The 23,756-nt window shown below is 69.6% G+C and carries 22 protein-coding genes; 14 read left to right on the forward strand and 8 right to left on the reverse strand.

Features of this window, described 5'->3' with window-relative positions; all coding sequences use genetic code 11:
* The first annotated feature begins 49 nt into the window (after positions 1-49).
* The 3 genes from cysS to NX1_RS06865 all read left to right on the forward strand — a co-directional run bounded on the left by cysS (position 50) and on the right by NX1_RS06865 (position 2,867).
* A complete protein-coding gene (cysS, locus tag NX1_RS06855; RefSeq protein ID WP_068055511.1) occupies positions 50-1,453 on the forward strand; it encodes a cysteine--tRNA ligase in 1,404 nt (467 codons plus the stop codon).
* Positions 1,453-2,436 carry a 23S rRNA (guanosine(2251)-2'-O)-methyltransferase RlmB gene (gene rlmB / locus NX1_RS06860; RefSeq protein ID WP_068055955.1) on the forward strand — a complete coding sequence of 328 codons (984 nt, stop codon included), beginning with the start codon at positions 1,453-1,455 and terminating at the stop codon, positions 2,434-2,436. Before cysS ends, rlmB begins: the two co-directional genes overlap by 1 nt.
* Before the next feature lie 152 nt (positions 2,437-2,588).
* Entirely contained in the window at positions 2,589-2,867 is a 279-nt protein-coding gene (locus tag NX1_RS06865) for a DUF4190 domain-containing protein (protein ID WP_068055514.1), read from the forward strand.
* Positions 2,868-3,193: 326 nt separating this feature from the next.
* Here NX1_RS06865 and NX1_RS06870 read toward each other — a convergent pair whose 3' ends face one another.
* Both NX1_RS06870 and NX1_RS06875 read right to left on the reverse strand, forming a co-directional pair.
* Positions 3,194-4,003 (reverse strand): enoyl-CoA hydratase/isomerase family protein, encoded by an 810-nt coding sequence (locus NX1_RS06870; protein ID WP_068055516.1) that lies wholly within the window; start codon positions 4,001-4,003, stop codon positions 3,194-3,196.
* An 82-nt stretch (positions 4,004-4,085) separates the two neighbouring features.
* Complete coding sequence (locus NX1_RS06875) at positions 4,086-5,255, reverse strand: acyl-CoA dehydrogenase family protein (protein ID WP_068055519.1); 1,170 nt, start codon at positions 5,253-5,255, stop codon at positions 4,086-4,088.
* A 245-nt stretch (positions 5,256-5,500) separates the two neighbouring features.
* Between NX1_RS06875 and NX1_RS37310 the strand changes: the two genes are divergently transcribed.
* Positions 5,501-5,944: a hypothetical protein gene (locus NX1_RS37310; RefSeq protein ID WP_068055523.1), complete on the forward strand. Its 444-nt coding sequence runs from the start codon at positions 5,501-5,503 to the stop codon at positions 5,942-5,944.
* Positions 5,945-6,158: 214 nt separating this feature from the next.
* Here the strand turns inward: NX1_RS37310 and NX1_RS06885 are convergent, their stop codons facing one another.
* The 5 genes from NX1_RS06885 to kstR all read right to left on the reverse strand — a co-directional run bounded on the left by NX1_RS06885 (position 6,159) and on the right by kstR (position 12,731).
* Positions 6,159-7,028 carry a metal ABC transporter permease gene (locus NX1_RS06885; protein ID WP_068055526.1) on the reverse strand — a complete coding sequence of 290 codons (870 nt, stop codon included), beginning with the start codon at positions 7,026-7,028 and terminating at the stop codon, positions 6,159-6,161.
* A gap of 73 nt (positions 7,029-7,101) precedes the next feature.
* Positions 7,102-8,013 (reverse strand): metal ABC transporter ATP-binding protein, encoded by a 912-nt coding sequence (locus tag NX1_RS06890; RefSeq protein ID WP_084501178.1) that lies wholly within the window; start codon positions 8,011-8,013, stop codon positions 7,102-7,104.
* Positions 8,014-8,033: 20 nt separating this feature from the next.
* Positions 8,034-8,915 carry a metal ABC transporter solute-binding protein, Zn/Mn family gene (locus NX1_RS06895; protein WP_169812190.1) on the reverse strand — a complete coding sequence of 294 codons (882 nt, stop codon included), beginning with the start codon at positions 8,913-8,915 and terminating at the stop codon, positions 8,034-8,036.
* 201 nt (positions 8,916-9,116) lie between these two features.
* Positions 9,117-11,687 carry a trehalose-phosphatase gene (otsB, locus tag NX1_RS06900; protein ID WP_068055532.1) on the reverse strand — a complete coding sequence of 857 codons (2,571 nt, stop codon included), beginning with the start codon at positions 11,685-11,687 and terminating at the stop codon, positions 9,117-9,119.
* 393 nt (positions 11,688-12,080) lie between these two features.
* Positions 12,081-12,731, reverse strand: coding sequence for a cholesterol catabolism transcriptional regulator KstR (kstR, locus tag NX1_RS06905; RefSeq protein WP_067842427.1), 651 nt, complete (start codon positions 12,729-12,731; stop codon positions 12,081-12,083).
* Between the two features lie 190 nt (positions 12,732-12,921).
* Here kstR and NX1_RS06910 point away from each other — a divergent pair, with 190 nt between their 5' ends.
* The 7 genes from NX1_RS06910 (at position 12,922) to NX1_RS06940 (ending at position 20,462) form a co-directional block, all read left to right on the forward strand.
* Complete coding sequence (locus NX1_RS06910) at positions 12,922-15,039, forward strand: acyl-CoA dehydrogenase family protein (protein ID WP_245668377.1); 2,118 nt, start codon at positions 12,922-12,924, stop codon at positions 15,037-15,039.
* A 21-nt stretch (positions 15,040-15,060) separates the two neighbouring features.
* A complete protein-coding gene (locus NX1_RS06915) occupies positions 15,061-16,125 on the forward strand; it encodes an acyl-CoA dehydrogenase family protein (protein WP_068055539.1) in 1,065 nt (354 codons plus the stop codon).
* Positions 16,110-17,348, forward strand: a complete 1,239-nt coding sequence (locus NX1_RS06920; protein ID WP_068055541.1) for an acyl-CoA dehydrogenase family protein — start codon at positions 16,110-16,112, stop codon at positions 17,346-17,348. Before NX1_RS06915 ends, NX1_RS06920 begins: the two co-directional genes overlap by 16 nt.
* A 17-nt stretch (positions 17,349-17,365) precedes the next feature.
* Positions 17,366-18,304, forward strand: a complete 939-nt coding sequence (locus NX1_RS06925) for a bifunctional MaoC family dehydratase N-terminal/OB-fold nucleic acid binding domain-containing protein (protein ID WP_068055544.1) — start codon at positions 17,366-17,368, stop codon at positions 18,302-18,304.
* On the forward strand, positions 18,301-18,708 hold the full coding sequence (locus NX1_RS06930; RefSeq protein WP_068055547.1) for a MaoC family dehydratase: 408 nt from the start codon (positions 18,301-18,303) through the stop codon (positions 18,706-18,708). The genes NX1_RS06925 and NX1_RS06930 overlap by 4 nt, the downstream gene beginning before the upstream one ends.
* A complete protein-coding gene (locus tag NX1_RS06935) occupies positions 18,701-19,876 on the forward strand; it encodes a lipid-transfer protein (protein WP_068055550.1) in 1,176 nt (391 codons plus the stop codon). The genes NX1_RS06930 and NX1_RS06935 overlap by 8 nt, the downstream gene beginning before the upstream one ends.
* A gap of 148 nt (positions 19,877-20,024) precedes the next feature.
* Positions 20,025-20,462 (forward strand): NUDIX hydrolase, encoded by a 438-nt coding sequence (locus NX1_RS06940; protein WP_068055553.1) that lies wholly within the window; start codon positions 20,025-20,027, stop codon positions 20,460-20,462.
* A 93-nt stretch (positions 20,463-20,555) separates the two neighbouring features.
* Here NX1_RS06940 and NX1_RS06945 read toward each other — a convergent pair whose 3' ends face one another.
* Positions 20,556-21,134, reverse strand: coding sequence for a TetR/AcrR family transcriptional regulator (locus NX1_RS06945; RefSeq protein WP_068055556.1), 579 nt, complete (start codon positions 21,132-21,134; stop codon positions 20,556-20,558).
* Between the two features lie 78 nt (positions 21,135-21,212).
* Here NX1_RS06945 and zapE point away from each other — a divergent pair, with 78 nt between their 5' ends.
* From zapE to NX1_RS06960, 3 genes are all read left to right on the forward strand, one after another.
* Complete coding sequence (gene zapE / locus NX1_RS06950) at positions 21,213-22,160, forward strand: cell division protein ZapE (protein ID WP_068055559.1); 948 nt, start codon at positions 21,213-21,215, stop codon at positions 22,158-22,160.
* A 129-nt stretch (positions 22,161-22,289) separates the two neighbouring features.
* Complete coding sequence (locus NX1_RS06955; protein WP_245668367.1) at positions 22,290-23,249, forward strand: DUF4129 domain-containing protein; 960 nt, start codon at positions 22,290-22,292, stop codon at positions 23,247-23,249.
* Positions 23,246-23,743 (forward strand): hypothetical protein, encoded by a 498-nt coding sequence (locus NX1_RS06960; protein ID WP_068055562.1) that lies wholly within the window; start codon positions 23,246-23,248, stop codon positions 23,741-23,743. Before NX1_RS06955 ends, NX1_RS06960 begins: the two co-directional genes overlap by 4 nt.
* Positions 23,744-23,756: the final 13 nt, after the last annotated feature.

Here is a 23,756-nt window from a genome sequence, read left to right on the forward strand (position 1 = left end):
TCGAGCCGGGGCGCGAACGCCCTGCTACGACCGGCTAAGATCGGCTGCCGTGACACTGCGCCTTTTTGACACCGAACGCCGAACCATGCGCGATTTCGCGCCGCTGGTTCCCGGCCGTGCTTCGGTGTACCTCTGTGGCGCCACCGTGCAGGGGGAACCTCATATCGGTCACGTGCGCAGCGGCGTCGCGTTCGACGTGTTGCGCCGCTGGCTGCTGGCGCACGACTACGACGTCCACTTCATCCGCAACGTCACCGATATCGACGACAAGATTCTGAACAAGTCCGCCGAGGCGGGCCGCCCGTGGTGGGAGTGGGCGGCGACCTACGAGCGCGCCTTCGACCGGGCCTACCAGATGCTCGGCGTGCAGGCGCCGTCCGCGGAGCCGCGGGCCACCGGCCACATCACGCAGATGGTCGACCTGATGCAGCGGCTCATCGACCGCGGACACGCCTACGCCTCGGAGGGCAACGTCTACTTCGACGTGCAGAGCTATCCGGACTACGGCAAGCTGTCCGGCCACAAGCTCGACGATGTGCACCAGGGCGAGAGCGCGGGCGCCGGCAAGCGCGACCCGCGCGATTTCACGCTGTGGAAGGCGGCCAAGCCCGGCGAGCCGAACTGGCCGTCGCCGTGGGGCCCCGGCCGTCCCGGCTGGCACCTGGAGTGCTCGGCCATGGCCGAGTTCTACCTCGGCCCGGAATTCGACATCCATTGCGGCGGTATGGATCTGGTGTTCCCGCACCACGAGAACGAGATCGCCCAGTCCAAGGCGGCCGGCGACGGATTCGCGCGGTACTGGCTGCACAACGGCTGGGTGACCATGGGCGGCGAGAAGATGTCCAAGTCGCTCGGCAACGTGCTCTCCGTGCCGAACGTGCTGAAAAAGGTTCGCGCCGTTGAACTTCGGTTCTACCTCGGCAGCGCGCACTACGGGTCGATGCTGGAGTACTCGGACAAGGCGCTGTACGACGCCGCGGCCTCCTACCAGCGCATCGAGGCTTTCATTCACCGGGTCGCCGAGCGGGCCGGCGAGATCCCGGTCGGCAAGTGGACCGACGCGTTCGCCGAGGCGATGGACGACAACCTGGCCGTGCCGCGCGCGCTGGCCGAGGTGCATCACGTGGTGCACGAGGGCAACAAGGCGCTCGAGGCGGGCGCGGTCGACACCGCTCGGGAGCTGGCCGGGCAGGTCCGCGCCATGCTGAACATCCTCGGCGTGTGCCCGTACGACCCGCAGTGGTACAGCCCGGAAGACAACTCGGCGGCGCAGGAGGCGCTCGACGTGCTGGTTCGCGCCGAGCTCGACCGCCGCCAGCAGGCCCGCGCCGACAAGGACTGGGCCACCGCCGATGCCGTGCGCGACCGCCTCGTCGCGGCGGGCGTCGAGGTGACGGACACCGCCGAGGGACCCCAGTGGTCGCTGGGCAACGCGCGCGGAAAGGCGAACTGATGGCAGGGAATTCACAGCGTCGCGGCGCGGTGCGCAAATCGGGAAGCAAGAAGGGCGCGGTCGTCGGTTCCGGCGGCAAGCGCAGGCGCGGGCTCGAGGGGCGCGGCGCCACCCCGCCCGCCGAGATGCGGACCAAGCATCCCGCGGCCAAACGCGCCAAGGCCCAAGCCAAGGCGGCGGCTCAGGGACGCCCGACCGGTCGCGCGGGCGCGGCGGGTCGCGCCGTGGGTCGCAAGTCCGAGGACGGTCCCGAGTTGGTGCTCGGCCGCAACCCGGTGGTCGAGTGCCTGCGCGCGGGCGTCCCCGCGACGGCGCTGTACGTCGCGGTCGGCACCGAGAACGACGAGCGGCTCACCGAGAGCGTGCAGACCGCGGCCAACGCGGGCATCTCCATCCTCGAGGTGCCGCGCACCGACCTGGACCGGATGAGCAGCAACGGCATGCACCAGGGTCTGGCCCTGCAGGTGCCGCCGTACCGCTACGCCCACCCGGACGACCTGGTCGACCGGGTGCGCGGCACGTCCGAGCCCGCGTTGCTCGTCGCGCTGGACAACATCTCCGACCCGCGCAATCTCGGCGCGGTGATCCGCTCCGTGGCGGCGTTCGGCGGACAGGGCGTGCTCATCCCGCAGCGGCGCAGCGCCAGCGTCACCGCCGTCGCGTGGCGAACCAGCGCGGGCGCCGCGGCCAGGCTGCCGGTCGCGCGGGCCACGAATCTGACTCGCACACTGAAGGATTGGGCCAACCAGGGCATGCAGATCGTCGGCCTCGACATGGGCGGCGACACCACGCTCGACGAGTTCGACGGCACCGCGCCGACGGTGATCGTGGTCGGCTCGGAGGGCAAGGGCCTTTCGCGCCTGGTCAGGGAGAACTGCGACAGCATCCTGAGCATTCCGATGGCGGGACCGGTCGAGTCGCTGAACGCGTCGGTGGCGGCGGGCGTCGTGCTCGCCGAGATCGCCCGTCAGCGTCGCGCCTGATTCGTTCGCGAAAACCGGTACGCGGCAACTGATTCGACGACGGTTGCGGAAACCGCCTGCCGGGCCGTTCCCCGGTAGGCGCGAAACGCTTCGTGCCTCGCGCGATCCGCAAAATACGCGGAGATCCCTAAGAGCCCCGTAGAATTCGGCGAGTGGTGATACCCAACCAGCCCATCGGTTCGCCGGTCGAGCATCCGAATGCCACGGCCGTGTTGTTTCTCGGCGCGGCAAGCATCCTGTGCTGCGGGGCGCTCGGCCCGGTGGCGTGGGCGTTGGGCAAGCGCGCCCTCGACCAGATCGAGGCCTCCGGCGGTGCGATCGGCGGCCGCGCCCAGGTTCTGGTCGGCTACATCCTCGGCATCGTCGGCACCGTACTGATGGTCCTGATGGCGACCGCGGTCCTGCTGATCACGCTGGGCGGCAACGCTTAGCGAGTCCGTCGGCCGCCTGGGTGTGCGGTAGGCACTCGGCGGCCAGCCCATCGCGGCTGGCGCAGTCTCTTGTCGGTCCGTGCCAGGCCCGAGCGATGGCGAGGTTCGGATACCGGCGCTGCCTCGGGCACGGCGCGGCGGCGAGGTTCGTATCACGACCCCTTCGGCGGCGCAGTTCGTTATCGGCCCGAGCGCGGCCGAAGCAGACGTGCCCACCGCGGGCATCGCTGGGTCCGCTGTCTGTCCGCGCATGACGGCAGGGCTCGCAAAGCGGCGCTGCCGGACATCGTGCATGGCCGGAGTGGTATGTACCAGCGCGGCGGGATTCAGTCGAGGATGGGTCGCTCGGTGTCGGCGCTGCCGTCCCACGCGGGCCATTCGGAGCTGATGCTTCCGGTCCAGTTCGGCTGTCGGCGGTCGCGGAACGCCGCCATCGCCTCTCCGCCGTCGACGCTCTTGCCGACGTGGGCGTTCAGCTCCGACTCCAGCTGGCCGACCATGGCGGGGCTCATGCCGAGGCCCTCCCAGAGCAGGCGCTTGGACAGCGCGACCGGCAGCGGCGCCGAACCGTTGACCAGATCGTGCGCCACCGACAGCGCGGTCGGCAGCACCTCGCTGCCCGCGAGGCAGGCGTTGGCAAGGCCCATCGCCTTGGCTTCCTCGCCGTCGAAGGTGCGGCCCGTGAGCATGATGTCGGCCGCGTTGGCCATGCCGACGAGCCTGGGTAGGGTCCAGTGCGCGTAACCGTCGGCGAGCACGCCGCGGCGCACCTGGTTGAGTCCGTAGATCGCGTCGCGCGCCATGTACCGCAGATCGCATTGCAGCGCCAGCGCCAGCCCGATGCCGACCGCGTGCCCGTTGACCGCGGCGATCACCGGCTTGCGCACCCGCCACGGCGCGGGCTCGATGGTGGCGCTGACCTCGCCGACCCGGTTGGACAGATCCGCGCCCGCGCAGAACGCGGGCGGCGTCCCGGTGATCACGACCGCTCGGATCGCATCCTCGCTGTCGCAGCGTTGCAGAGCCGCACCGAGCTCAGCGGCCATCGCCGGAGTGAAGGCATTCTGCTGGGCGGGCCGGTTGAGCGTGAGGACGGCGATGCCCGCGGAGACATCGACGAGCAATTCCGAACTCATGCCACAGGATGGTAACGGGTGTACTGGTGGCGCGCTGATGCGCGCCGATTCACTGCCGGTCATGTCTCGCTGGGCCGGCCGCTCAGCGCAGGATCTTGCGGCCGATTGCGTACTTGTGGACTTCGGTGGGTCCGTCGTAGAGGCGGAAGGCGCGCATGTCGCGGAAGATCATTTCGACCACCGTCTCGTCGCTGATGCCGATCCCGCCGAGCACCTGCACGCAGCGGTCCGCGACCTTGAACAGCTCCTCCGAGACGTACGACTTCGCGATCGAGCTCTCGTGCCGCGCCTTCTCGCCCTGGTCCATCAGCCAACAGGCGTGCCAGATCGTCAGGCGGCACTGGTGCAACGCGATCTCGTTGTCCGCCAGCATGAACGACACGCCCTCGTGCTCGCCGATCGGCTTGCCGAACGCGGTGCGGGTCTTGGCGTGCTGGATGGCGATGCTCTGCGCCCGCTCGGCCGCGCCGAGCCAGCGCATGCAGTGCGTGAGCCGGGCGGGAGCCAGCCGCAACTGGGCGTAGCGCAGCGCCTGCCCGGCCTCCCCGAGCAGCGCCGACTCGGGCAGCACCAGGTTGTCGAACCGCACGACGCCGTGCCCCGCGACGTAGTTGCGGTCCATCGTGTTCATGGTGCGCTCGATGACGATGCCCGGCTGGTCGCCGTCGGTGAGGAACAGCGTCGGCCCCTCTGGCAGGTGCGGGTTGGCGGCGAGGCGGGCCATGATGATCCAGGTCTTGGCTCCGTTGGCGCCGGTGATCAGCCATTTGCGGCCGTTGACGGTGAAGTTCTCGCCGTCGAAGACGGCCTCGGTGGCCAGCTGCGCCGGGTCCGAGCCGGCGCCTTCGGGTTCGGTCATCGCGAAGACCGAGCGCTGGTGTCCGTTGATCACCGGCATCAGGTAGCGGTCGACCTGCTCCTGGTTCGCGACCTTGGACAGCAGGAACATGTTGCCCTCGTCGGGCGCCGCGCAGTTCATCGCGATCGGGCCGAGAGTCGACCAGCCCGCCGCCTCGTAAATGACGGCCTGTTCGAGGTGGCTGAGGCCGCGCCCGCCGAGCGCCTCGGGGGCCTGCACCGTGAGCAGCTTCTCCGCGCGAGCGAGTTCGACCAGCTCCTGGCGCAGTTCGTCGGTCGGCCCGTGCGCGGTCAGGCGCGGATCGCGCTCGAACGGGACGATTTTGTCGATCACGAACTGGCGGACCCGGTCGCGTTCGGCGGCGAGTTCGGCGGGAATCGAAAAGTCGATCATCGGTGGTCACCATTCGTTCGGCGGCGTGTGAGTCCGAGCATACGAAACCCGTCCGCATCGACTGAAGGCGGCTGCCATCAAAATTGTTCGCCCCTGCGCTTCCTTGCTTCTACCTGCACTGACAGGTGTTGTCGGTGCGATGTCGGCGGCCTCTCAGCCCTGCCGCGCATCTTTTGGCTCATCGAGAGCGCGGGCCACACCGGCCCCGCCTCGCACGACCGAAGAACCGGATGAGGAGAACCGCCATGTCGACCGTCGCCGCCATCGCCCAACTGCTGATCGCCGCCGCCTTCTCGAGCATCCCGATGGTGCGTCACCGCTACGGCGCCGCCGCGAAGGCCGCCGCGGAAGCGGAACTGAACCGCCAGGGCGTCCGGCCCGGCGTGCTCGCCGAACACGGCATGCGCTTCGACGTCGGCGGCCACGAGACCTGGGCGCCGCTGTCCATCGCGAACGAACTGCACCCGCTCGAGAACGCCCCGGAGGATGCCGCGGAAGCCCTCGGCCTCAGCGAGTCCCTTCGCGGAGACTTCGACGCGGGCGAACCCCGCCTCACCGCCCTGGTCACCACCCTGACCGATCGTCTCGGCGCCGAAACCTACCAATCCGCATACCGCCGCGGGGCAAACCGCCCGGCTGCCGAAGCCCTCGAGCGTCTACGAACGGCCGTCGGCCTCGCCGATAACTGATCCGGGCGCGCTGCTATCTGTAGCCAGTCATCGGCGCACCCCGAATCGCTGGGCTATGCATCGGTCGTATCGTGGCGCGCTTATCGGCCGGTTGCGGACAGCGGCCCCTGATGCGACCGTCCACACCGGTGCCCGCGCACCCCCGCGATGGCGCCACTCCGGGTGCGCGGCGGTCAGCGGGTCCGCAGTGCGGCGTGATCCGACGCGCACCCACTCACCGAACGCGCGCGAGTTGCCTGCGGCGGTTGCCGACGATGCGACAGACCACGTAGATCACGAACGAAATCGCCGTCACGAACGTCGACACCGGAACGCCGGGCGCCAGGGAGAGCAGGATGCCGCCGACCGCCGCTAGTTCGGCGAAGACGATCGCGAGCACCGTGGCGCGGGCCGGGTTGGCGGTGAGCTGGGCGGCGGCCGCGGCGGGGGTGATGAGCAGGGCGAGCACGAGCAGCGCGCCGACGATCTGGACGCCGAAGGCCGCGGTGATGCCGAGCAGCACGGCGAAGATCACCGCGAGGGCGCGCACCGGAACACCGCGCGCCACCGCCACTTCCGGATCCGAGCTGGCGAAGAGCAGCGGCCGGTAGATCACCGCGAGCACGCCGAGCACCAGCACCGTGCAGGTGATGAGCAGCGCGAGACCGCTGTATCCGACGCTGACCACCTGACCGGTCAGCAGCGAGAACTTGGATCCGGCGCGCTCCGGCCCGAGCCAGAGGAACAGCACCGAGAGACCGAGCCCGAACGAAAGCACTACCGCGATCACCGAATCACGTTCCCGCGCACGGGTCCCGAGCACGCCGAACAGCACGGCGGCCACTACCGACCCGATGATCGCGCCGAGCCCGACCCCGATCCCGGCGAGCAGCGCCGCGGCCGCTCCGGTGAGCGATAACTCGCTGGTGCCGTGCACCGCGAACGACATCTGCCTGCTGATGATCAGCGGTCCGATCGCCCCGGCGAGCAGCCCGAGCAGCGCCGCCGCAAGCACCGCCTGCTGGACGAAGTCGTAGGAGAGCAGATCGGCCGTGGTGGACAGGTCGAACATCCTCGACAAGACATCGGCGAGCTTGCCGCTCATGCCTTCGCCTCGCTGGCGCTCGGCTCCGGCATGCGCGACGCGCGCTGGCACATGATTCGCTCACTCCGTTCACTCATGCCCGGACCCCTCTCGTATCGGGTTCGGCGTGGCAGTGCTGCGCTCCTGCCGCGCCGAGCGCGTCCATGGTGTCGCCGGTGCCGACCACCACCAGCCGCCCGCGCACCCGCAGCACGTCCACCTCCGTCCGGTACAGCTCGGAGAGCACCTCGGAGGTCATCACCTCGTCGGGCGCGCCGATCCGGAACTTGCCGTCCACCAGGTAGAGCACCCGATCCACCAGCGGGAGAATCGGATTGATCTCGTGGGTCACGAAGAGCACCGCGGTGTCGTGGCTGCGCCTGCGCCGGTCTATGAGCTCGGCGACCAGCCGCTGGTTGGCCAGGTCCAGGCTCAGCAGCGGCTCGTCGCAGAGCAGCACCTTCGGGTCGCCGACCAGCGCTTGGGCTACCCGCAGGCGCTGCTGTTCACCGCCCGACATGGACTCCAGTGGCGCGTTCGCGAACTTCTCCGCGCCGACGGCCGCGATGGCGGCGTCCACCTTGCGCCTGCGTTCGGCCCGCCCGCGCAGGCCGAGACCCCAGCGGTGCCCGTCGACGCCGAGCCCGACCAGGTCGACGCCGCGCAGCTGCACGCCCGCGTCGATCGTCTTCTGCTGCGGTATGTAGCCGATATCGGGATTGCCCGCCCGCGCTGGCGATCCTGCGACGAACGCCCGTCCGGAGCCGAGGGCGAGCTGGCCGAGCAGAACCTTGAGCAACGAGGTCTTGCCGGAGCCGTTGGGCCCGAGCACGGCGATGAATTCGCCGGGAGCCACCTCGAGGTCGAGGCCCTGCCAGAGCGTGCGGTCGCCGAACGAGAGCCGGGCGTCATCGAGCCGGACGGCCGCTGTCCCGTCGGTGTCGGCGGGCCGCGGACGCACCTGTGCCGTGTGTTCGGTCAGCGCGGCTCCCTCGCTCGTGGACATCTCGATCAGCTGCTCGTCGATCAGCCCAGCGCTTCGGCCAGCGCTTCGGTGTTCTTGGTCTGCCACTGAATGTAATCCATTCCCTCGGGAAGGGTTTCGGTCACCTCGATGACGGCGACGCCGTTGGCCTCGGCCAGCTCGCGCAGGTCGCGGGTGATCTTGTCCTGAGTCTGTACGTTGTAGACGAGCGCGCGAACCCGCTTGCCGGTGAGCAGATCCCGGGTTTCCGCGACGGCCGCGGGCGCGGGATCGGTCTCCTGCTCGATCGCCTCCTGGAACTCGTGCGGGGTGCGGTCTTCCGCGCCCGCGGCGCGCAGCAGGTAGTACGCGAGCGGTTCGGTTTGCAGCACCGGCGTCTTCGGGTGCTGGGCGGCCAGCGCGCCGGTGGCCGCGGTGATCCCGGCCAGCTGCGACTTGAAGGCCGTGGCCCGTGCGGTGTAGTCGGCGGCGTGCGCCGAGTCGATCTCGCCGAGCGCGCCCGCGATCTGGTCCGCGACCGTGCCGACGGTCGTCACGTCGTACCAGACGTGCTCGTTCTCCTCGCCCTTGTCGGCGCGGGATTCGAAGGCGTCGACGGCCCGCTTGCCCTTGCCCGAGATGGCCTTCTCGATGAATTCGTCGTAGCCGCCGCCGTTGTAGACGACCAGGTCGGCGTCGCTGATCCTGGCCGATTCGACGGCCGAGGTCTCGTGCGAGTGCGGGTCGGCGGCGGGGTCGGTGATGATCGAGGTCACGGTCGCGTCGGGGCCCGCGACGGTGGCGGCGATATCGCCCCACACGTCGGTCGAGGCGACGACCTGCGGCTTACCCGAGTCGTCGGAGCTGCCGCAGGCGGTCAACGCGATGGCGGTCGCCACCCCCACGGCGACGCCGGCGAACTTCGAGGCAATTCGGCTACTCACGCGGAAGCACTCCTGGCGGTACGAACAGAGCAGGTTGAGTGCTCCAGATCATAATGGAAATCGTTACCGTTTAACTTTATCAGCCCCGCGCAACCCGGCCACCGCCCGGCCACCGCCACACCGCTGCCGAAAGCCGCCAGGCAAACGTCGAGGCCCGCGAACCAGGTGGTTCGCGGGCCTCGACGGCCGGTCGGTGACCGCTTAGACGAGCACCTCCACGGGCTGCGCTAGCAGCTGCGCGCAACGCAGCAGGCCGAGGTGGCTGTAGGCCTGCGGGTGGTTGCCCAGCGACCGCTCGGCCACCGGGTCGTACTCCTCGCTGAGCAGCCCGGTCGGGCCTGCCACGTCGACCAGCTGGGCGAACAGCGCCTCGGCGTCCGAACGCTTGCCGATCAGCAGGTACGCCTCGACCAGCCAGGCCGCGCAGAGGTGGAACCCACCCTCTCCGCCGGGGAGGCCGTCGTCGTGGTGGTAGCGGTACACGGTCGACCCGCTGCGCAGCTCGGCCTCGGTCGCCACCACCGTCGCGGCGAACCGCGGGTCGGAAGGATCGATCAGCCCGCTCAGGCCGATGTGCAAGGTGGCCGCGTCCAGGTCGATGCCGTCGTAGGCCGCGGTGAACGACTGGACCTCGTCGTTCCAGCCCTTGGTCTTGACCTCTTCGGCGATGGTGTCGCGCAGCTCGACCCACTCGGGGTCGACCTGGCGGTCGAACTTCTGCGCCAATGTGAGCGCCCGGTCGACCGTCAGCCAGCCCATCACCTTCGAGTACACGTGGTGGCGCGGATTGCCGCGGATCTCCCAGATGCCGTGGTCCGGCTCGGTCCAGCGGCGCTGCACCGCCGAAACCATGGCGTGCACCAGTTCCCAGTCGGCGTCCGGCAGCGCCTTGGCCGGATCGGTGACGCCCTTGCGCTCGCGTGCGTGCGCCAGCGTCGCGATCAGGTCGACGATCGGACCGAAGACGTCCAGCTGCACCTGCATGTTCGCCGCGTTGCCGACACGCACCGGACGCGACCCCGCGTAGCCGGGCAGCTGGTCGATGACGGCCTCGGGCGGCAGCGTCTCGCCGTAGATGGTGTACAGCGGGTGCAGCCGCTCGGGCCCGGGCAGCGTCTCCAGCACGCGGTGTACCCAGCCGAGGAACTGCTCGGCCTCGGTGATCGAGCCGAGCGTCACCAGCGCCTGCGCGGTGAGCGCGGCGTCGCGCAGCCAGCAGTAGCGGTAGTCCCAGTTGCGGATGCCGCCGATGTCCTCGGGTAGCGAGGTGGTCGCCGCGGCGAGGATCGAGCCGGACGGCGCGTGCACCAGCCCGCGCAGGGTGAGTGCGGAGCGCTTCATCAGGTCCGGCTTGAGCGGCGGCAGTTCCAGCGAGCTCGACCAGTCCGACCAGTACCGCTGCGCCTCCCTGCGGCGCTCCGGCTCGCCGGTCATCGCGGGCGCGAGATCATGTGTCCCGCAGCGCAGTTCCAGCACGATCGGGCCGTTCGCCGGATCCACCACGGCGCGCGCGACATCGTGCGTTCCGTCGCTCTCGATCTCCCAGCGAACACCGGGGGAGCGCAGCACCATCGGGTCGTTGGTGCCGCGCACCCGCAGGCCCGCGGGATCGGATTCGAGCGACACCGGCACCTGGCCGAATTCCGGCCGCGGCGCGAACGTGACGACCGCCTTGGCCACACCGGTGATCACCCGGGTCAGGTCGGTACGGTTCGGCGTCACGTCGTGCGGCAGATAGTCGACGACTTGCAAACTGGCCCAGCGGGTTTCGACGGTCATGGTGCCGTCCACGTAGCGCTGCGAGAGCGGCAGCCCAGGCCGCTCCGGCGCGACGGTGAAGTGACCGGCCTGCGGCCCGCCGAGCAGGTGCGCGAACACCGCGGCCGAATCCGGCTCCGGGTGGCAGAACCAGGTGACCGTGGCGTCCGGGGTGAGCAGCGCGACCGAGCGCGGGCTGGCCAGCATGGTCAGTCGCTCGATGCGCGGCGCACTCGCTCCGGCCAGCCAGGTGCGCCGCTCCTCCAGCAGGAAGGCCAGCGCGCAGGAGACCGCCTCGGTGCTGTTCACCCGGTACTTGGCCAGGCTCTCGCCATCGCCGACCTTGATGCCGACATCCGGCCCGGAAAGCACGCGGAAGGCTTTCTCGTCGGTGGCGTCGTCGCCGAAGAACACCGCCGCGGTCGCGCCCTCCTGGTGGCGGATGGTGTCGAGCGCGGCGCCCTTGTCGGTCGGCACGACGGCCAGCTCGATGACGGCCTTGCCCTCGGTGACCTGAACGCCGACCCAGCAGGCCGGGCCCTGGCGCACCGTGGTCAGCGCCCTGCGGCCGATCTCGGGGCTGGCGTTGCGCACGTGCAGCGCGACACTGGCCGGCTTGATCTCGACGGTGACGCCAGGATTGTTCGCGGCGATCTGCGTCAGCGAGTTCTGCACTTCCTGAAGCAGCTGTCTGGCGTCGTTGTCGATCGCGTGCACGAAGCCGACGTCGAACTCCGACCCATGGCTACCGATCAGTTGCACCTCGACCGGAAGCCGAGAGAGTGCCGCGAGGTCACGCAGTGCACGGCCGGAGATGACGGCCGCCGTCGTTCCGGTGAGACCGGCGAGGGCGCGTAGCGCGCTCACCGACTCCCGGTGCGGATACGCCTTGGTCGGATCGGACACGATCGGGGCCAATGTCCCGTCGTAGTCCGACGCGACCAAGAGCCGTGGCTCGCGCGCGACCGTCGACAAAGCACGTCGAAGTTCCTTGGGCAGATCCTGTGCGCTCACGCATCCAACCTAGTGATCGGAGGAGTTGTTTCAGGGGCGGCCAAAACAATACTGTGTTGAATTCACCGCACCACAGTGCGCCGGTATGCGTGCGCACGATTGCAACCCGGTTATCGGGATATGCCGAGTTAACGCACAGGTAACCAGCAAGTAACTTTCCGCGGACGCGAGCGTGGTCGGGTCGCACGGCGATCACGAGGGGCGTCACGGCCGAGCCGTTTCCTTCCGGCGGATCGGCCGGATATGAGTCGCATTGTCGGACATGACGGTTCGCGGTCTGCTCCGCGTGCAGAGGCAAGCGCGGCATAACACCACGGTAGCCCGGTCGCGGGCAGTCCGCCCGTCGACCGGGCTACCCCGATCCGATTCGATTGGCGCGGTTATCGCCTCCGGCTATTTCGCCGCTTGATCTCCGAGCAGCAGATCCACGGTCAGTTCGAGACGGTCTGTGACATCGGTCGCCGAAGCGCGCCGAGTGAGCCACGCCACCAGATTGGAAAGCCACACGTCACTGATGACGCGCGCAATGGCGAGTTGCCGTTCGGTCGGTTCTCCGTCGTTCATGGCGCGGGCGAAAACCCGATCCATCACCTTGCCGACTCGATCCACCTCGGCCGCCGCCGAGGCGTCGGCGAACATGAAGGCGCGCGTCATGGCCTCGGTGAGCAACGGGTCGCGCTGCATCATCCTGGTGATCTGGGTGAGCAGCAGGTGCATGCGCTCCTGCGGCGTCGTTCCGGCAAGCGGCTTGCGTTTGCCCTCGATCTGCTCGAACTCCCTGGCCAGCGCCGAGACCAGCAGGTGAACCTTGGACGGGAAGTACCGGTAGAGGGTGCCGACGGCCACGTCCGCGCGCTCGGCGACGGCGCGCATCTGCACCGCGTCGTATCCGCCCTTGGAGGCGAGCGCCAGTGTCGCGTCCAGGATGCGCTTGCGTCGCTCGCGCTGCGCGGCCGAGCTCAGATCGTCCTCGCTGAGCGTGGTGACGGTCGCTGGGCGGGCAGCGCTCGCATCGGCGGGCTGCGATCTGGAGGGGCTGGCCATCGAAAGGGTCCTTTCCTCGAACGTCGTACGTCGGCCTGGCGCGCGGTGCTCACCGATGCGGATGGCCGTCTCTTGACTTCCGCACGGCAAGGATATTAGAACATGTTCTAGGTGTGGGAGTCACGCCGGAAAGGCGGGTTGGAGTGTGACCATCGCCACCACTGACGAGCATAAAGCCGTTCAGGAGTCGATGCGGGGCTGGGCCGGATCGGTCCGTCCGATTGCAACAATGCGAGCCGGGCAGGCCGGGTTCTGGCGCGCGTACTGGCCCGCGCTGGCCGAACTCGGGATCTTCCGTGTCGCGGTCGCCGAGGACGCGGGTGGCGCTGGTGGGTCGGTCGCCGATCTGGCCGTCCTGCTGGAGCAGGCGGCGCACGATCTGGTGGGCGGTCCGGTGCTCGGCACCGCCCTGGCCAACCTGGTCACCGCGGGCGCCCTCGCCGAGGACCTGCCGTGCGGCATCGCGCTCGACGTCGTTGTCGGTCCGGATGTTTCGTCCCGGACGGGTGTCAGCGTACCCGTAGGCGAGGGTGACGTTTTGCTCACCGGTGTCTGGGACTTCGTGCTCGGCGCCGCCGCTGGAACCGCCGTGCTGCTTCCCGTCGACAGCCCGGACGGGCCGCGATGGTGCCTGGTGCCGCCCGACGCCGCGGGACTGCGAATCGAGGAACTCGCTTCCGCCGACCCGAGCACCCCGCTGGCCCGGGTGCAGTGCACCGAGGTCGCTGTGCCCGCCGAGCGGATGTTCGCCTCCGCGAACCGCGTCGAGGACCTGCTCGTCGCGCTGGTCGCCGCCGAACTCGCCGGCTTGGCGGGCTGGTGCCTCGACACAGCGGTCGAATACGCCAAGGTGCGTGAGCAATTCGGCCGCAAGATCGGTTCCTTCCAGGCGGTCAAGCACATCTGCGCGTGGATGCTGTGCCGCACCGAGCTCATTCGCTCGGTCGCGCTGGACGCCGCTGCTGCCGTCGACGAGGGCGGCGCCGAACTGCCGATCGCGTCCGCCATCGCCGCGGCCATCGCGCTGGACGCCGCGGTGGAGACCGCCAAGGACTGCATCCAGGTGCTCGGCGGCATCGGCTTCACCTGGGAACACGACGCCCACTTCTACCTGCGCAGGGCCACGGCGCTGCGTCAGCTGCTCGGCGGCTCGGCGCGCTGGCGGGCGAGGGTCACCGAGCTGACGCGGTCGGGTATGCGCCGCACCACCGGCGCCGACCGGGTCTTCGCCGCCGAGGGCGTCGACGGCGCGGCCGCCACCGACCTGGCCGCCGAAGTCGCGGCGATCGCGGCGCTTCCGGTGGAGCGGCAGCGCGACGCACTGGTCGACGCGGGACTGGCGATGCCGCACTGGCCAGCGCCCTACGGCCGCGGCGCCGATCCGATGACCGGACTGGTGATCTCCGAGGAGCTGCGCCGCGCCGGTCTGACCGCGCCCGACCTGGCCATCGGCGGCTGGGCCGTCCCGACGTTGTTGCAGCACGGCACCCCGGAGCAGATCGATCGCTTCGCCTGGCCGACGTTGCGCGGCGAGGTGGTGTGGTGCCAGCTGTTCAGCGAACCAGGCGCTGGCTCCGACCTCGCCGCCCTGCGCACCACCGCCAAGCGGGTCGACGGCGGCTGGGTGCTGAACGGCCAGAAAGTCTGGACTTCGTTGGGCGACAAGGCGAACTGGGGCATCTGCCTGGCGCGTACCGACGCCGACGCGCCCAAGCACCGCGGCATCTCCTACTTCCTCGTCGACATGCGCAGCAAGGGGCTGGAGGTCCGTCCGCTGGTGCAGATCACCGGCGAGGCGCGGTTCAGCGAGGTGTTCCTCGACGACGTGTTCGTCCCCGACGACTGTCTCGTCGGCGCGCTGAACAACGGTTGGAAGATCGCTCGCTCCACGCTGTCCACTGAACGAGTCGCCATGGGCGGCAATGGGATCGGGCCGGTGCTGGAGGAGCTCATCGCCAAGCTGCCCGCCACCGGGCCGGGCGCGGAGCTGCGAAACGACCGGCTCGGGGGCTTCGTCGCCGAGGCCATCGCCGGGCTGCTGCTCGAGCAGCGGGCCGCCGTCGCGATGCTGGCGGGCGCCGACCCCGGCGCGCAGAGCAGCGTGCGCAAGCTGGTCGGTGTGCGGCACCGCCAGGCGGTGGCCGAGTTCGCCGTGGAGACGGCGGGACCGAACGGTGCGCAGGATTCGGACGAAGTGACCGAATTTCTGCTCACACGCTGCCTTTCCATCGCGGGAGGCACCGAGCAGATCCTGCTCACCGTGGCCGGTGAGCGGATTCTCGGACTCCCCCGCGACGCGGACAGCTGATCGAAGAACCGGGAGAACAGCGTGGACTTCACCAGGGACGAGGGCCAGGACGCCGTCGCCGAAGTAGTAGTTAGCTTGCTCGAGCGCGAATCCGCTCGCGATATCGAGCTGTGGCCGAGCCTGGTCGACTCGGGCCTGCTCGGGGTCGCGCTGCCGGAGCGCTTCGGCGGCGACGGTATGGGCCTGCCGGAGATCTCCGTGCTGCTCACCGAGCTGGCCACCGACGCGGTGGCGGTGCCCGCCTTGCCGACGCTGGGTTTCGGGCTGCTCGCGCTGCTGCCCGTACTGCCCGACGCGGTGGCCGAACGGATCTATCCCGAGGTCGCCAAGGGCGCGGTGCTCACCGCGGCGCTCAGCGAGCCGGGTGCACCGTTCGCCGCGACGCCGAAGACCACCGCGGTCGCCGAAGGGTCCGTCGTACGCGTCAGCGGGCACAAGGTGGCGGTGCCCTACGCCGAGCAGGCGCGCTGGCTGCTCATCCCGACCGATTCCGGCATCGCGCTCGTCGAGGGCGACGCCGCCGGGCTGACCCGCGATCCGTCGCCGTCCTCGGGCGGCCTGCCCGAGGGCAGCGTCCTGCTGGACAACGTGGAGATCCCGGCCGAGCAGCTGCTGCCCGGCGACCTCGCGCAACTGCACCGGCTGGCCGTCGCGAGCATCGGCTCGGTCGCCGACGGCCTGTTGAAGGGCGCGTTGGTGCTCACCGCGGAACACCTGCGGGTGCGCCGCCAGTTCGACCGGCCGCTGGCCGAATTCCAGGCGGTGGCCCAGCAGATCGCGGACCTGTACGTGGTTTCCCGCACCCTGCACGCCGTGGCCGTCTCGGCGAACTGGGCGCTTTCGCAGCCCGTTACCGGTCCCGCGCACCTGGAGCGCGTCGACGACGACCTCGACGTGCTCGCCTATACCGTGGCCTCCGAGCTGCCCGCCGCCATGCAGAAGTGCCATCACCTGCACGGAGGTCTCGGCGTCGACGTGACCCATCCGATGCACCGCTACTACTCCCAGGCCAAGGACATCGCCCGCTGGCTCGGCGGCGCGTCGTTCCGTCTGGATCGCTTAGGAGCAAGATGTTCATCGATCTGACCGCCGAGCAGCTCGCGCTGCGCGACGAACTCCGCACCTACTTCGCCGATCTCGTCACTCCCGAGGAGGAGGCCGAGATGGCGGTGAACCGGCACGGCGACGCCTACCGCGCCGTCGTGCGGCGCATGGGCCGCGACGGTTGGCTCGGGGTCGGCTGGCCGAAGGAATACGGCGGGCAGGGTTTCGGGCCCGTCGAACAGCAGATCTTCTTCAACGAGGCGGTGCGGGCCGATGTCCCGCTGCCGCTGGTGACACTGCTGACCGTCGGCCCCACTTTGCAGACCTACGGGACCGATGCGCAGAAGCAAAAGTTCCTGCCCGGAATCCTTTCCGGCGATATCCATTTCGCGATCGGCTACTCCGAGCCGGAAGCGGGCACCGACCTGGCCTCGTTGCGCACCAGCGCCGTCCGCGACGCCTCCGGCGACTGGATCGTCAACGGACAGAAGATCTTCACCACCGGCGCGCACGAGGCCGACTACGTGTGGCTGGCCTGTCGCACCGGCACGGCGGATTCGCGCCACCGTGGCATCACGATCCTGATCGTGGACACCAAGGACCCTGGCTACTCCTGGACGCCGATCATCACCTGCGACGGCGCCCACCACACCAACGCCACCTATTTCGACAACGTCCGCGTCCCGGCCGACATGCTGGTCGGCGAGGAGAACCGGGGCTGGCGGCTGATCACGACGCAGCTCAATCACGAGCGGGTCAGCCTCGGCCCGTCCGGCAAGATCGAACAGCTCTACGACCGGGTGCGCGACTGGGCGCGACCGCGCGGGCTGCTCGTCGAATCCGATGTGCAGCGTTCGCTCGGCCGCATGCACGCCATGGTCCGGCTGAACGAACTGCTGAACTGGCAGGTCGCCGCGGCGTCCGAAGGGCAGCGCGCGCGGGGCCCTGCGTGGTCACGCTCCGCTACCGCCTCCGGGCCTGACGCGCCCGCTGCGCAAGTCGACGGTGACCAGTCGCAGGTCATCGCCGACGCGTCGGCCACCAAGGTGTTCTCCACCGAGTCGCTTCAGGAAGCGGGCCGCCTGGCCGAGGAGATCGTCGGCCGCCACGGCGATCCGGCCGAGCCCGCCACCGCCGAACTGCTCAGCTGGCTGGACCGGCGCACCAAGCAGAACCTCGTGGTGACCTTCGGCGGCGGCGTCAACGAGATCATGCGCGAGCTCGTCGCCACCGCCGGACTGAACCTGCCGCGAGTACCCCGATAGGAAGAAGGAGCCGCGTCGTGCCGGACACGTCAACGCCGGAAGCGATCGTCGCCGCCGCCGAGAAGATCATCGCGGCGGGCGAGTGCGCGCCGCGCCTCGCGCGCGACCCGGTGAATCAGCCGATGATCAACAACTGGGTCGAGGCCATCGGCGACACCAACCCCATCTACGTCGACGAGGCCGCTGCCCGCGCCGCGGGCCATCCCGGCATCGTCGCCCCGCCCGCCATGGCGCAAGTCTGGACCATGTTCGGGCTCAACGGCGTTCGCCCGGAGGACGATCCGATGGGCGCCACCGCCGAACTGCTCGACGAGGCGGGTTTCACGTCGGTGGTCGGCACCAACTGTGAGCAGATCTACCACCGCTACCTGGTGCCGGGCGAACAGGTGAGCGTCACCAGTCGCCTGGAGAGCATCACGGGACCGAAGCGCACCGGGCTCGGCGACGGCTGGTTCGTCACCTTCCGTACCTCGTGGCGGGTCGGTGACGAGCTCGTCACCGAAATGCTGTTCCGCATCCTGAAATTCGCGCCGGGAACTGCCGCGGCCCCGGCGAAGCCGGCGGGCGAGCGGGTCAAGCCGCTGGTCTCGCACGACACCGAATTCTTCTGGGAAGGAACGAAGCTCGGCGAACTGCGGATCCAGAAGCTGCCGGACGGCACGCTGCGGCATCCGCCGATCCCCGCGCTGTGGCAGGACAAGTCCGAGCCGACCGAGTACGTGGTCGCCTCGGGGCGCGGAACGGTGTTCAGCTACGTCGTGCACCACGCGCCGAAAGTGCCGGGGCGGCAACTGCCGTTCGTGGTCGCGCTGGTCGAATTGGAGGAGGGCGTGCGCATGCTCGGTGAACTGCGCGGCATCGACCCGGCCGAGGTCGAGGTCGGCCTGCCGGTGCGGGTCGAGTTCGAGAAGCTCGATGACGAGGCCACCCTGCCGTACTGGGCGGTGATCGCGTGACGACGGCCACCGCACAGGTCGGCACGACGCTGCCGGAACTGGTCGTGCACGCCGACCCGACCTTCGTGATCAGCACGGCCATCGCCACCCGCGATTTCCAGGACGTGCACCACGACAGGGACAAGGCCGTCGCGCGCGGATCCAAGGACATTTTCGTCAACATCCTCACCGACACCGGCCTGGTGCAGCGCTTCGTCACCGACTGGGCGGGCCCGCGCGCCATCGTGAAGTCGATCGCGCTTCGCCTCGGGGTGCCGCTGTACGCGGGCGACACGCTGACCCTCACCGGCACGGTGAGCGCGGTCGAGGGCGAGGACATCCACATCGACGTCGTCGGGCGCGACAGCCTCGGCGACCACATCACGGCGAAAGTCGTCATCGCGCTGCGGGGTACGAATGACTGAGGCTCTGTCGGGACGCGCCGCCATCGTCGGCATCGGCGCCACCGATTTCTCCAAGGACTCCGGCCGCAGCGAGTTGCGGCTGGCGGCCGAGGCGGTCACGGCCGCGCTCGCCGACGCAGGCCTGACGCCCGCCGACGTGGACGGGCTCACCACCTTCACGATGGACACCAATACCCAGGCGGCGGTCGCGAGGGCGACGGGTATTCCGCAGCTGAAGTTCTTCAGCCACATCGGTTACGGCGGCGGCGCGGCCTGCGCGACCGTGCAGCAGGCCGCCATGGCGGTGGCCACCGGTGTGGCCGATGTGGTGGTCGCCTACCGCGCCTTCAACGAGCGCTCGGTGTCGCGGTTCGGCCAGTTCTCCACGGCGCTGGCCACCGCGCCGACCTCGTCGGGCATCGACGCGGGCTGGTCCTACCCGCAGGGTCTCGGCACGCCCGCGGCCCAGGTCGCCATGGTCGCGCGCCGCTACATGCACGTCTACGGCGCGACCAGCGAGGATTTCGGCCGGGTCGCCGTCGCCGACCGCAAGCACGCCGCGGTCAACCCGGACGCCTTCTTCTACGGCAAGCCGATCACCCTGGAAGACCACCAGAATTCGCGCTGGATCGCCGAACCGCTGCATCTGCTCGACTGCTGCCAGGAGTCCGACGGCGGCGTGGCCATCGTGGTGACGAGCGTGGAGCGGGCCCGCGACCTGCCGCAGCGTCCCGCGGTGATCGCAGGCGCCGCGCAGGGCTCCGGCGCGGACCAGTACGTGATGACCAGCTACTACCGCGACGCCATGTCCGGCCTGCCGGAGATGGGTCTCGTCGGCGAACAGCTCTGGGCGCAAAGCGGATTGGGCCCACAGGACATGCAGGCCGCTATCCTCTACGACCACTTCACCCCGTTCGTGCTCATGCAGCTCGAGGAACTCGGCTTCTGTGGTCGCGGCGAGGCCAAGGATTTCGTCAAGGACGGCGCGATCGAGCTCGGTGGCAGGCTGCCGCTCAACACGCACGGCGGCCAGCTGGGCGAGGCGTACATCCACGGCATGAACGGCATCGCCGAGGCGGTGCGCCAGATTCGCGGCACGTCGGTAAACCAGGTCGAGGCGCTGCGCAACATCGTGGTCACCGCGGGCACCGGCGTGCCGACCTCCGGTCTGGTGCTCAGCGCCAACTGATTCCGATCGCCTCCGTCGTTCCGCCGAACGCCGGGGCCCGGCCCCGCCACGGCGTCGGCTGTCCCACCGGTGCCCGGCGTTCGCCGGAACGACGGGGGCGACAACCCGTAGGTTGGAGCGGCACGTCCGCCGCCACGGGAGGAGTCTCATGACCGACCGGCACATCGTCGACGTCCACATCCTGCTCGTCCGCGCGGGCGAAGTGCTGTTGAGCAAGCGGCGCAGCGCGGACGAGTTCGACGGCCGCTGGCACCTGCCCGCGGGCAAGCTGGAGGCGGGGGAGTCGGCCACCGCGGCCACGGCCCGCGAGGCGATGGAGGAGATCGGCGTGGTCGTCGAGCCCGCCGATCTGCGCCACATCCACACCGCGCACGTCGTCTCCCCGCACCGCGAGGCTCGCATCGGCCTGTTCTTCGAGGCCGTGACCTGGTCCGGCGAACCGGTCAACCGTGAGCCCGACAAGTGCTACGAGCTGGCATGGTTCCCCTTGACCGCGTTGCCCCAGAACCTCATCGAGTACCCCGCCGCGGGCATCCGCGCCTACTTCACCGGCGCCAACTACTCCCAGCGCGGCTGGTCCACCTAGCCGTCCCTAACCGGCGACCTCGCATACCTTCTGCACGCCTCGCACCGGTTGTGCGGTCTGCGAGGCGTGCGGAGGATCTGCGAGGTCGCCGGGTCAGCGGCTGAGGTAGGTGGATAGGAGGGTGGTCAGCTGGCTGATGCCGGCGGGGGTGCCGGGTGGGAGATCGCTGCGGTTGCCCGCGAGGCGGTCGAAGACCGCGCCCTCCAGGACGGCGAGGAAGTCGGCGGCGGCGGTGTCCGGGTCAGGGAAGTCGTTGGCGCGGAACAGTTCCTGTGCGCTTTCGAGGGAGAAGAGGCTTTTGCTCAGTCGGGTGTGCAGTTCCGGATCGCCGATCAGGTCGATGATCAGGGCGTGCCTGGCGATCAGATGGTCGCGGCGTTCGAGGAGGAGCCGGTCCAGCCACACCGCGACGCCGTGCGCGATCGACGGAAGGTCGGCGGCGTCGGGTGCGGCGAATCCCGCCGCTACGAAATCGCTTCGGGACCGCGCCGAGATCCGGTCGGCGATCGCCTCGATCAGCGCGCGTTTGGTGCGGAAGTAATAGGAGGACGATCCGGGCGGCAGCGCCAGCGCCGTGTCCAGCGCGCGGTGCGTCAGCGCGCGAATCCCGCTGCGGGCGATCAGTTCGATGGCCGCGTCGACGATCAGAGTGCGCCGGTCGGTTGTGGACATCGTCACCTTCCCTGGTCGAGCCGCCCTCCGTGCTCTACAACTGTAGGGACTCTACACCTGTAGAGCTAGGAGGCTCGGATGACGATCGAACTCGACGCGGATCAGCGCGCGGCCGCCGACCGGCTGGCTCTCCTGGTGGACGGGCGCGGGCGTCCGGTCAAGGGCGCGCGTGGCGTCTACCTGCACGGACGGCCCGGTCGCGGCAAGACCATGCTGATGGACCGCTGCATCGCCACCGTCGCCGCCGACCGCGCGAAGCGCTACCACTTCCACCGTTTCTTCGCCGAATTGCACAGCGCCGCTCACGAATCCGGCTCCATCGACACCGCGATCGAACGCCTGCTGGGCTCCGCCCGCCTGGTGTGCTTCGACGAATTCCACGTGCACGACATCGGTGACGCGATGCTGATCGCACGCATGCTGGACGCGTTGTTCGCCCGCCGCATCGCGCTAGTGCTCACCTCGAACTACCCGCCCGAGCGGCTTTTGCCGAATCCGCTGTTCCACGACCGGTTCTTGCCGACCATCGCGCGGATCGTCGAGCGCTTGGACGTGATCTCGATCGACGGACCCATCGACTACCGCACGCTGCACATGCGCGACGCTTCGACCGGCTTCACGGCGGGCCGCTACCTGATCGGATGCGCGCCCACCGAGGGCGCTGTCGAGGTCCCGATCGGCGACCGCACGCTACGGGCGCGCGCGGTGGACGACGACGCCATCACTGTCGATTTCACTGCCCTCTGCGGCGCCGCCACTTCGGCCGCCGACTACGTGCGGCTGGCGCAGCGCTTCCGGCGCTGGACGATCGAGGACGTGCCCCGGTTGCGCGAGGTGCCGCCGGACTGGGCGATGCGCCTGGTGAACCTCGTCGACGTGCTCTACGACGCCGATCTGGAACTGACGGTGTGCGCCGCCGCGCCGCTGCCGGAGCTGGTCGACGGCCTGACCGGTGTGCCGGATATTTCGCGCACCGAGAGCCGCCTCTGTGAGATCTCACAGCCGGTGACCGCTACGGCTTGGTAACGCGCCGACCTGCGGCGACTCGCCGGTAACCGGGATTGAACCGGAGGCGATCCGAAGTATTCGATTCCCTCCCGAGCGGACCGCTCGGCATGTAACTATGTGGCTGATTCGAGCAGTACTCATGGTTTGGTGGTAACGCTGGTGGTCCGGGCGCGAGCGCCGATATCGCGCGTGATCGTGCTGATCGCGCTGCTGGCGGTTGCCGCGATCACGCTGCGCGGGCACATTCCCGGCGGGGTCGAGACCACCGATCGTCAGTCGGGGCCCAACGCGCTCGCCGTGGCCCTGATGCCGGTGCTGCTCACGGTCTCCGTGGTGATCCTGCTGGCGGGCGTGATCGCCAGCCAGCATCGGCTGCCGCTCGCCATGCCCGAGCCGGATCGCGGGCCCGAGCCGAGGCAGTGGAAGCTCGGTCGCGTCGGCCTGCTGATGCTCGCCGCCCTGGCCGGTCTCTCGCTGGTGTTCGCCGCCGCTTCCGCCGTGTTCTTCATCGGCGCGGGCAGGCAAGTGCAACCCGCTGAGCCTTCGCCCGCCACCGGCGAGGGCACGCCGCCCGAATATCTTCCGACCACACCGCCGCCGCAGCCCGGCGGAGCCGAAAGCCTGACCGGCACCAGCCTGGTGCTGACGATGGTCGCCGCCGGCGTGCTGGTCGGTGTCGCGCTGGCCGGCCTCGTGGTGGTCGCGGCGACGGCCCGGCGCAAGCCCGTCCCCGCGCCGCCGCCGGAAGCCCCCGCCACGGCGACCGTCGTGGACTCGCTGGCCAGGGCCGCCGAAATGGGTCTGGCCGCGATGAACGCGCCGGGCCAGGAACCGCGCACCGCCATCATCGCCTGCTACGTCGCGATGGAGCGCGGTCTCGCCGTCGACCGCGCGGCCGCCCCGCTGGCCTCCGACACCCCGATGGAAGTGCTGGCCCGCGCGTTCGAGCGCGGCGCGCTGCACGACGCCTCCGCCCGCGAGCTGGTCGCGCTGTTCGAGGAGGCCAGGTTCAGCCCGCACTCGATGCTGGAGTGGCAGCGCATGCGCGCCGAACAACTGCTGCGCATCGTGCTCGCCGATCTGCAAGGGGAGGTGATGGCCGAATGAACAGGGCGGGGATCGCGGCCGCCGCGATATGCGCGGTGGTGGTGCTCGAACTGATCGCGTTCGGCAAGGCGCGCGAGGGGATGCTGCTGCTCGCCGCCGTCCCCGTCGCCCTCGCGCTGTTCCTGCTGATCTGGACGCTGCGCGAGCGCGAGAACGCGGAACGCGACGAGCACGCCGACGACATCGAGAACGGTCCGCTGGAGATGCTGAATCGCTGGCAGGCGCGGGCGCAGATGCTGGCCGACCGGGCCGACGGCAGCAGGGCCGACTGGGATCGGCACCTGCGTCCACTACTTGCCAAAGAATTCGAGTTGTCCACGGGCATGCGGGTAGCCAAGAACCGCAGGGCGACCGAAGCGGCCGGGATTCTGCAGTTCGGACCGGAACTGTGGCGCTGGGTCGATCCGGCGAACTCGGCACTGCGCGATCAGACGACGCGCGCACCGGGCAGAGCGGCGCTGGACGAGATCCTGCGCCGCCTGCAGAAAATGTGAAATGGGTTGAGCA

Origin of the sequence: Nocardia xishanensis NBRC 101358 (assembly GCF_001613365.1) — a bacterium.
Classification (GTDB): domain Bacteria; phylum Actinomycetota; class Actinomycetes; order Mycobacteriales; family Mycobacteriaceae; genus Nocardia; species Nocardia xishanensis.

Bases quoted from the DNA above. Each gene is read 5' to 3' on its own strand.
- rlmB (WP_068055955.1), top strand. From the start codon at position 1,453: ATGGCAGGGAATTCACAGCGTCGCGGCGCGGTGCGCAAATCGGGAAGC.
- NX1_RS06870 (WP_068055516.1), bottom strand. From the start codon at position 4,003: ATGAGTTCGGAATTGCTCGTCGATGTCTCCGCGGGCATCGCCGTCCTC.
- NX1_RS06875 (WP_068055519.1), bottom strand. From the start codon at position 5,255: ATGATCGACTTTTCGATTCCCGCCGAACTCGCCGCCGAACGCGACCGG.
- NX1_RS37310 (WP_068055523.1), top strand. From the start codon at position 5,501: ATGTCGACCGTCGCCGCCATCGCCCAACTGCTGATCGCCGCCGCCTTC.
- NX1_RS06885 (WP_068055526.1), bottom strand. From the start codon at position 7,028: ATGAGCGGCAAGCTCGCCGATGTCTTGTCGAGGATGTTCGACCTGTCC.
- NX1_RS06890 (WP_084501178.1), bottom strand. From the start codon at position 8,013: ATGTCCACGAGCGAGGGAGCCGCGCTGACCGAACACACGGCACAGGTG.
- kstR (WP_067842427.1), bottom strand. From the start codon at position 12,731: ATGGCCAGCCCCTCCAGATCGCAGCCCGCCGATGCGAGCGCTGCCCGC.
- NX1_RS06910 (WP_245668377.1), top strand. From the start codon at position 12,922: ATGCGGGGCTGGGCCGGATCGGTCCGTCCGATTGCAACAATGCGAGCC.
- NX1_RS06920 (WP_068055541.1), top strand. From the start codon at position 16,110: ATGTTCATCGATCTGACCGCCGAGCAGCTCGCGCTGCGCGACGAACTC.
- NX1_RS06935 (WP_068055550.1), top strand. From the start codon at position 18,701: ATGACTGAGGCTCTGTCGGGACGCGCCGCCATCGTCGGCATCGGCGCC.
- NX1_RS06940 (WP_068055553.1), top strand. From the start codon at position 20,025: ATGACCGACCGGCACATCGTCGACGTCCACATCCTGCTCGTCCGCGCG.
- NX1_RS06945 (WP_068055556.1), bottom strand. From the start codon at position 21,134: ATGTCCACAACCGACCGGCGCACTCTGATCGTCGACGCGGCCATCGAA.
- zapE (WP_068055559.1), top strand. From the start codon at position 21,213: ATGACGATCGAACTCGACGCGGATCAGCGCGCGGCCGCCGACCGGCTG.
- NX1_RS06960 (WP_068055562.1), top strand. From the start codon at position 23,246: ATGAACAGGGCGGGGATCGCGGCCGCCGCGATATGCGCGGTGGTGGTG.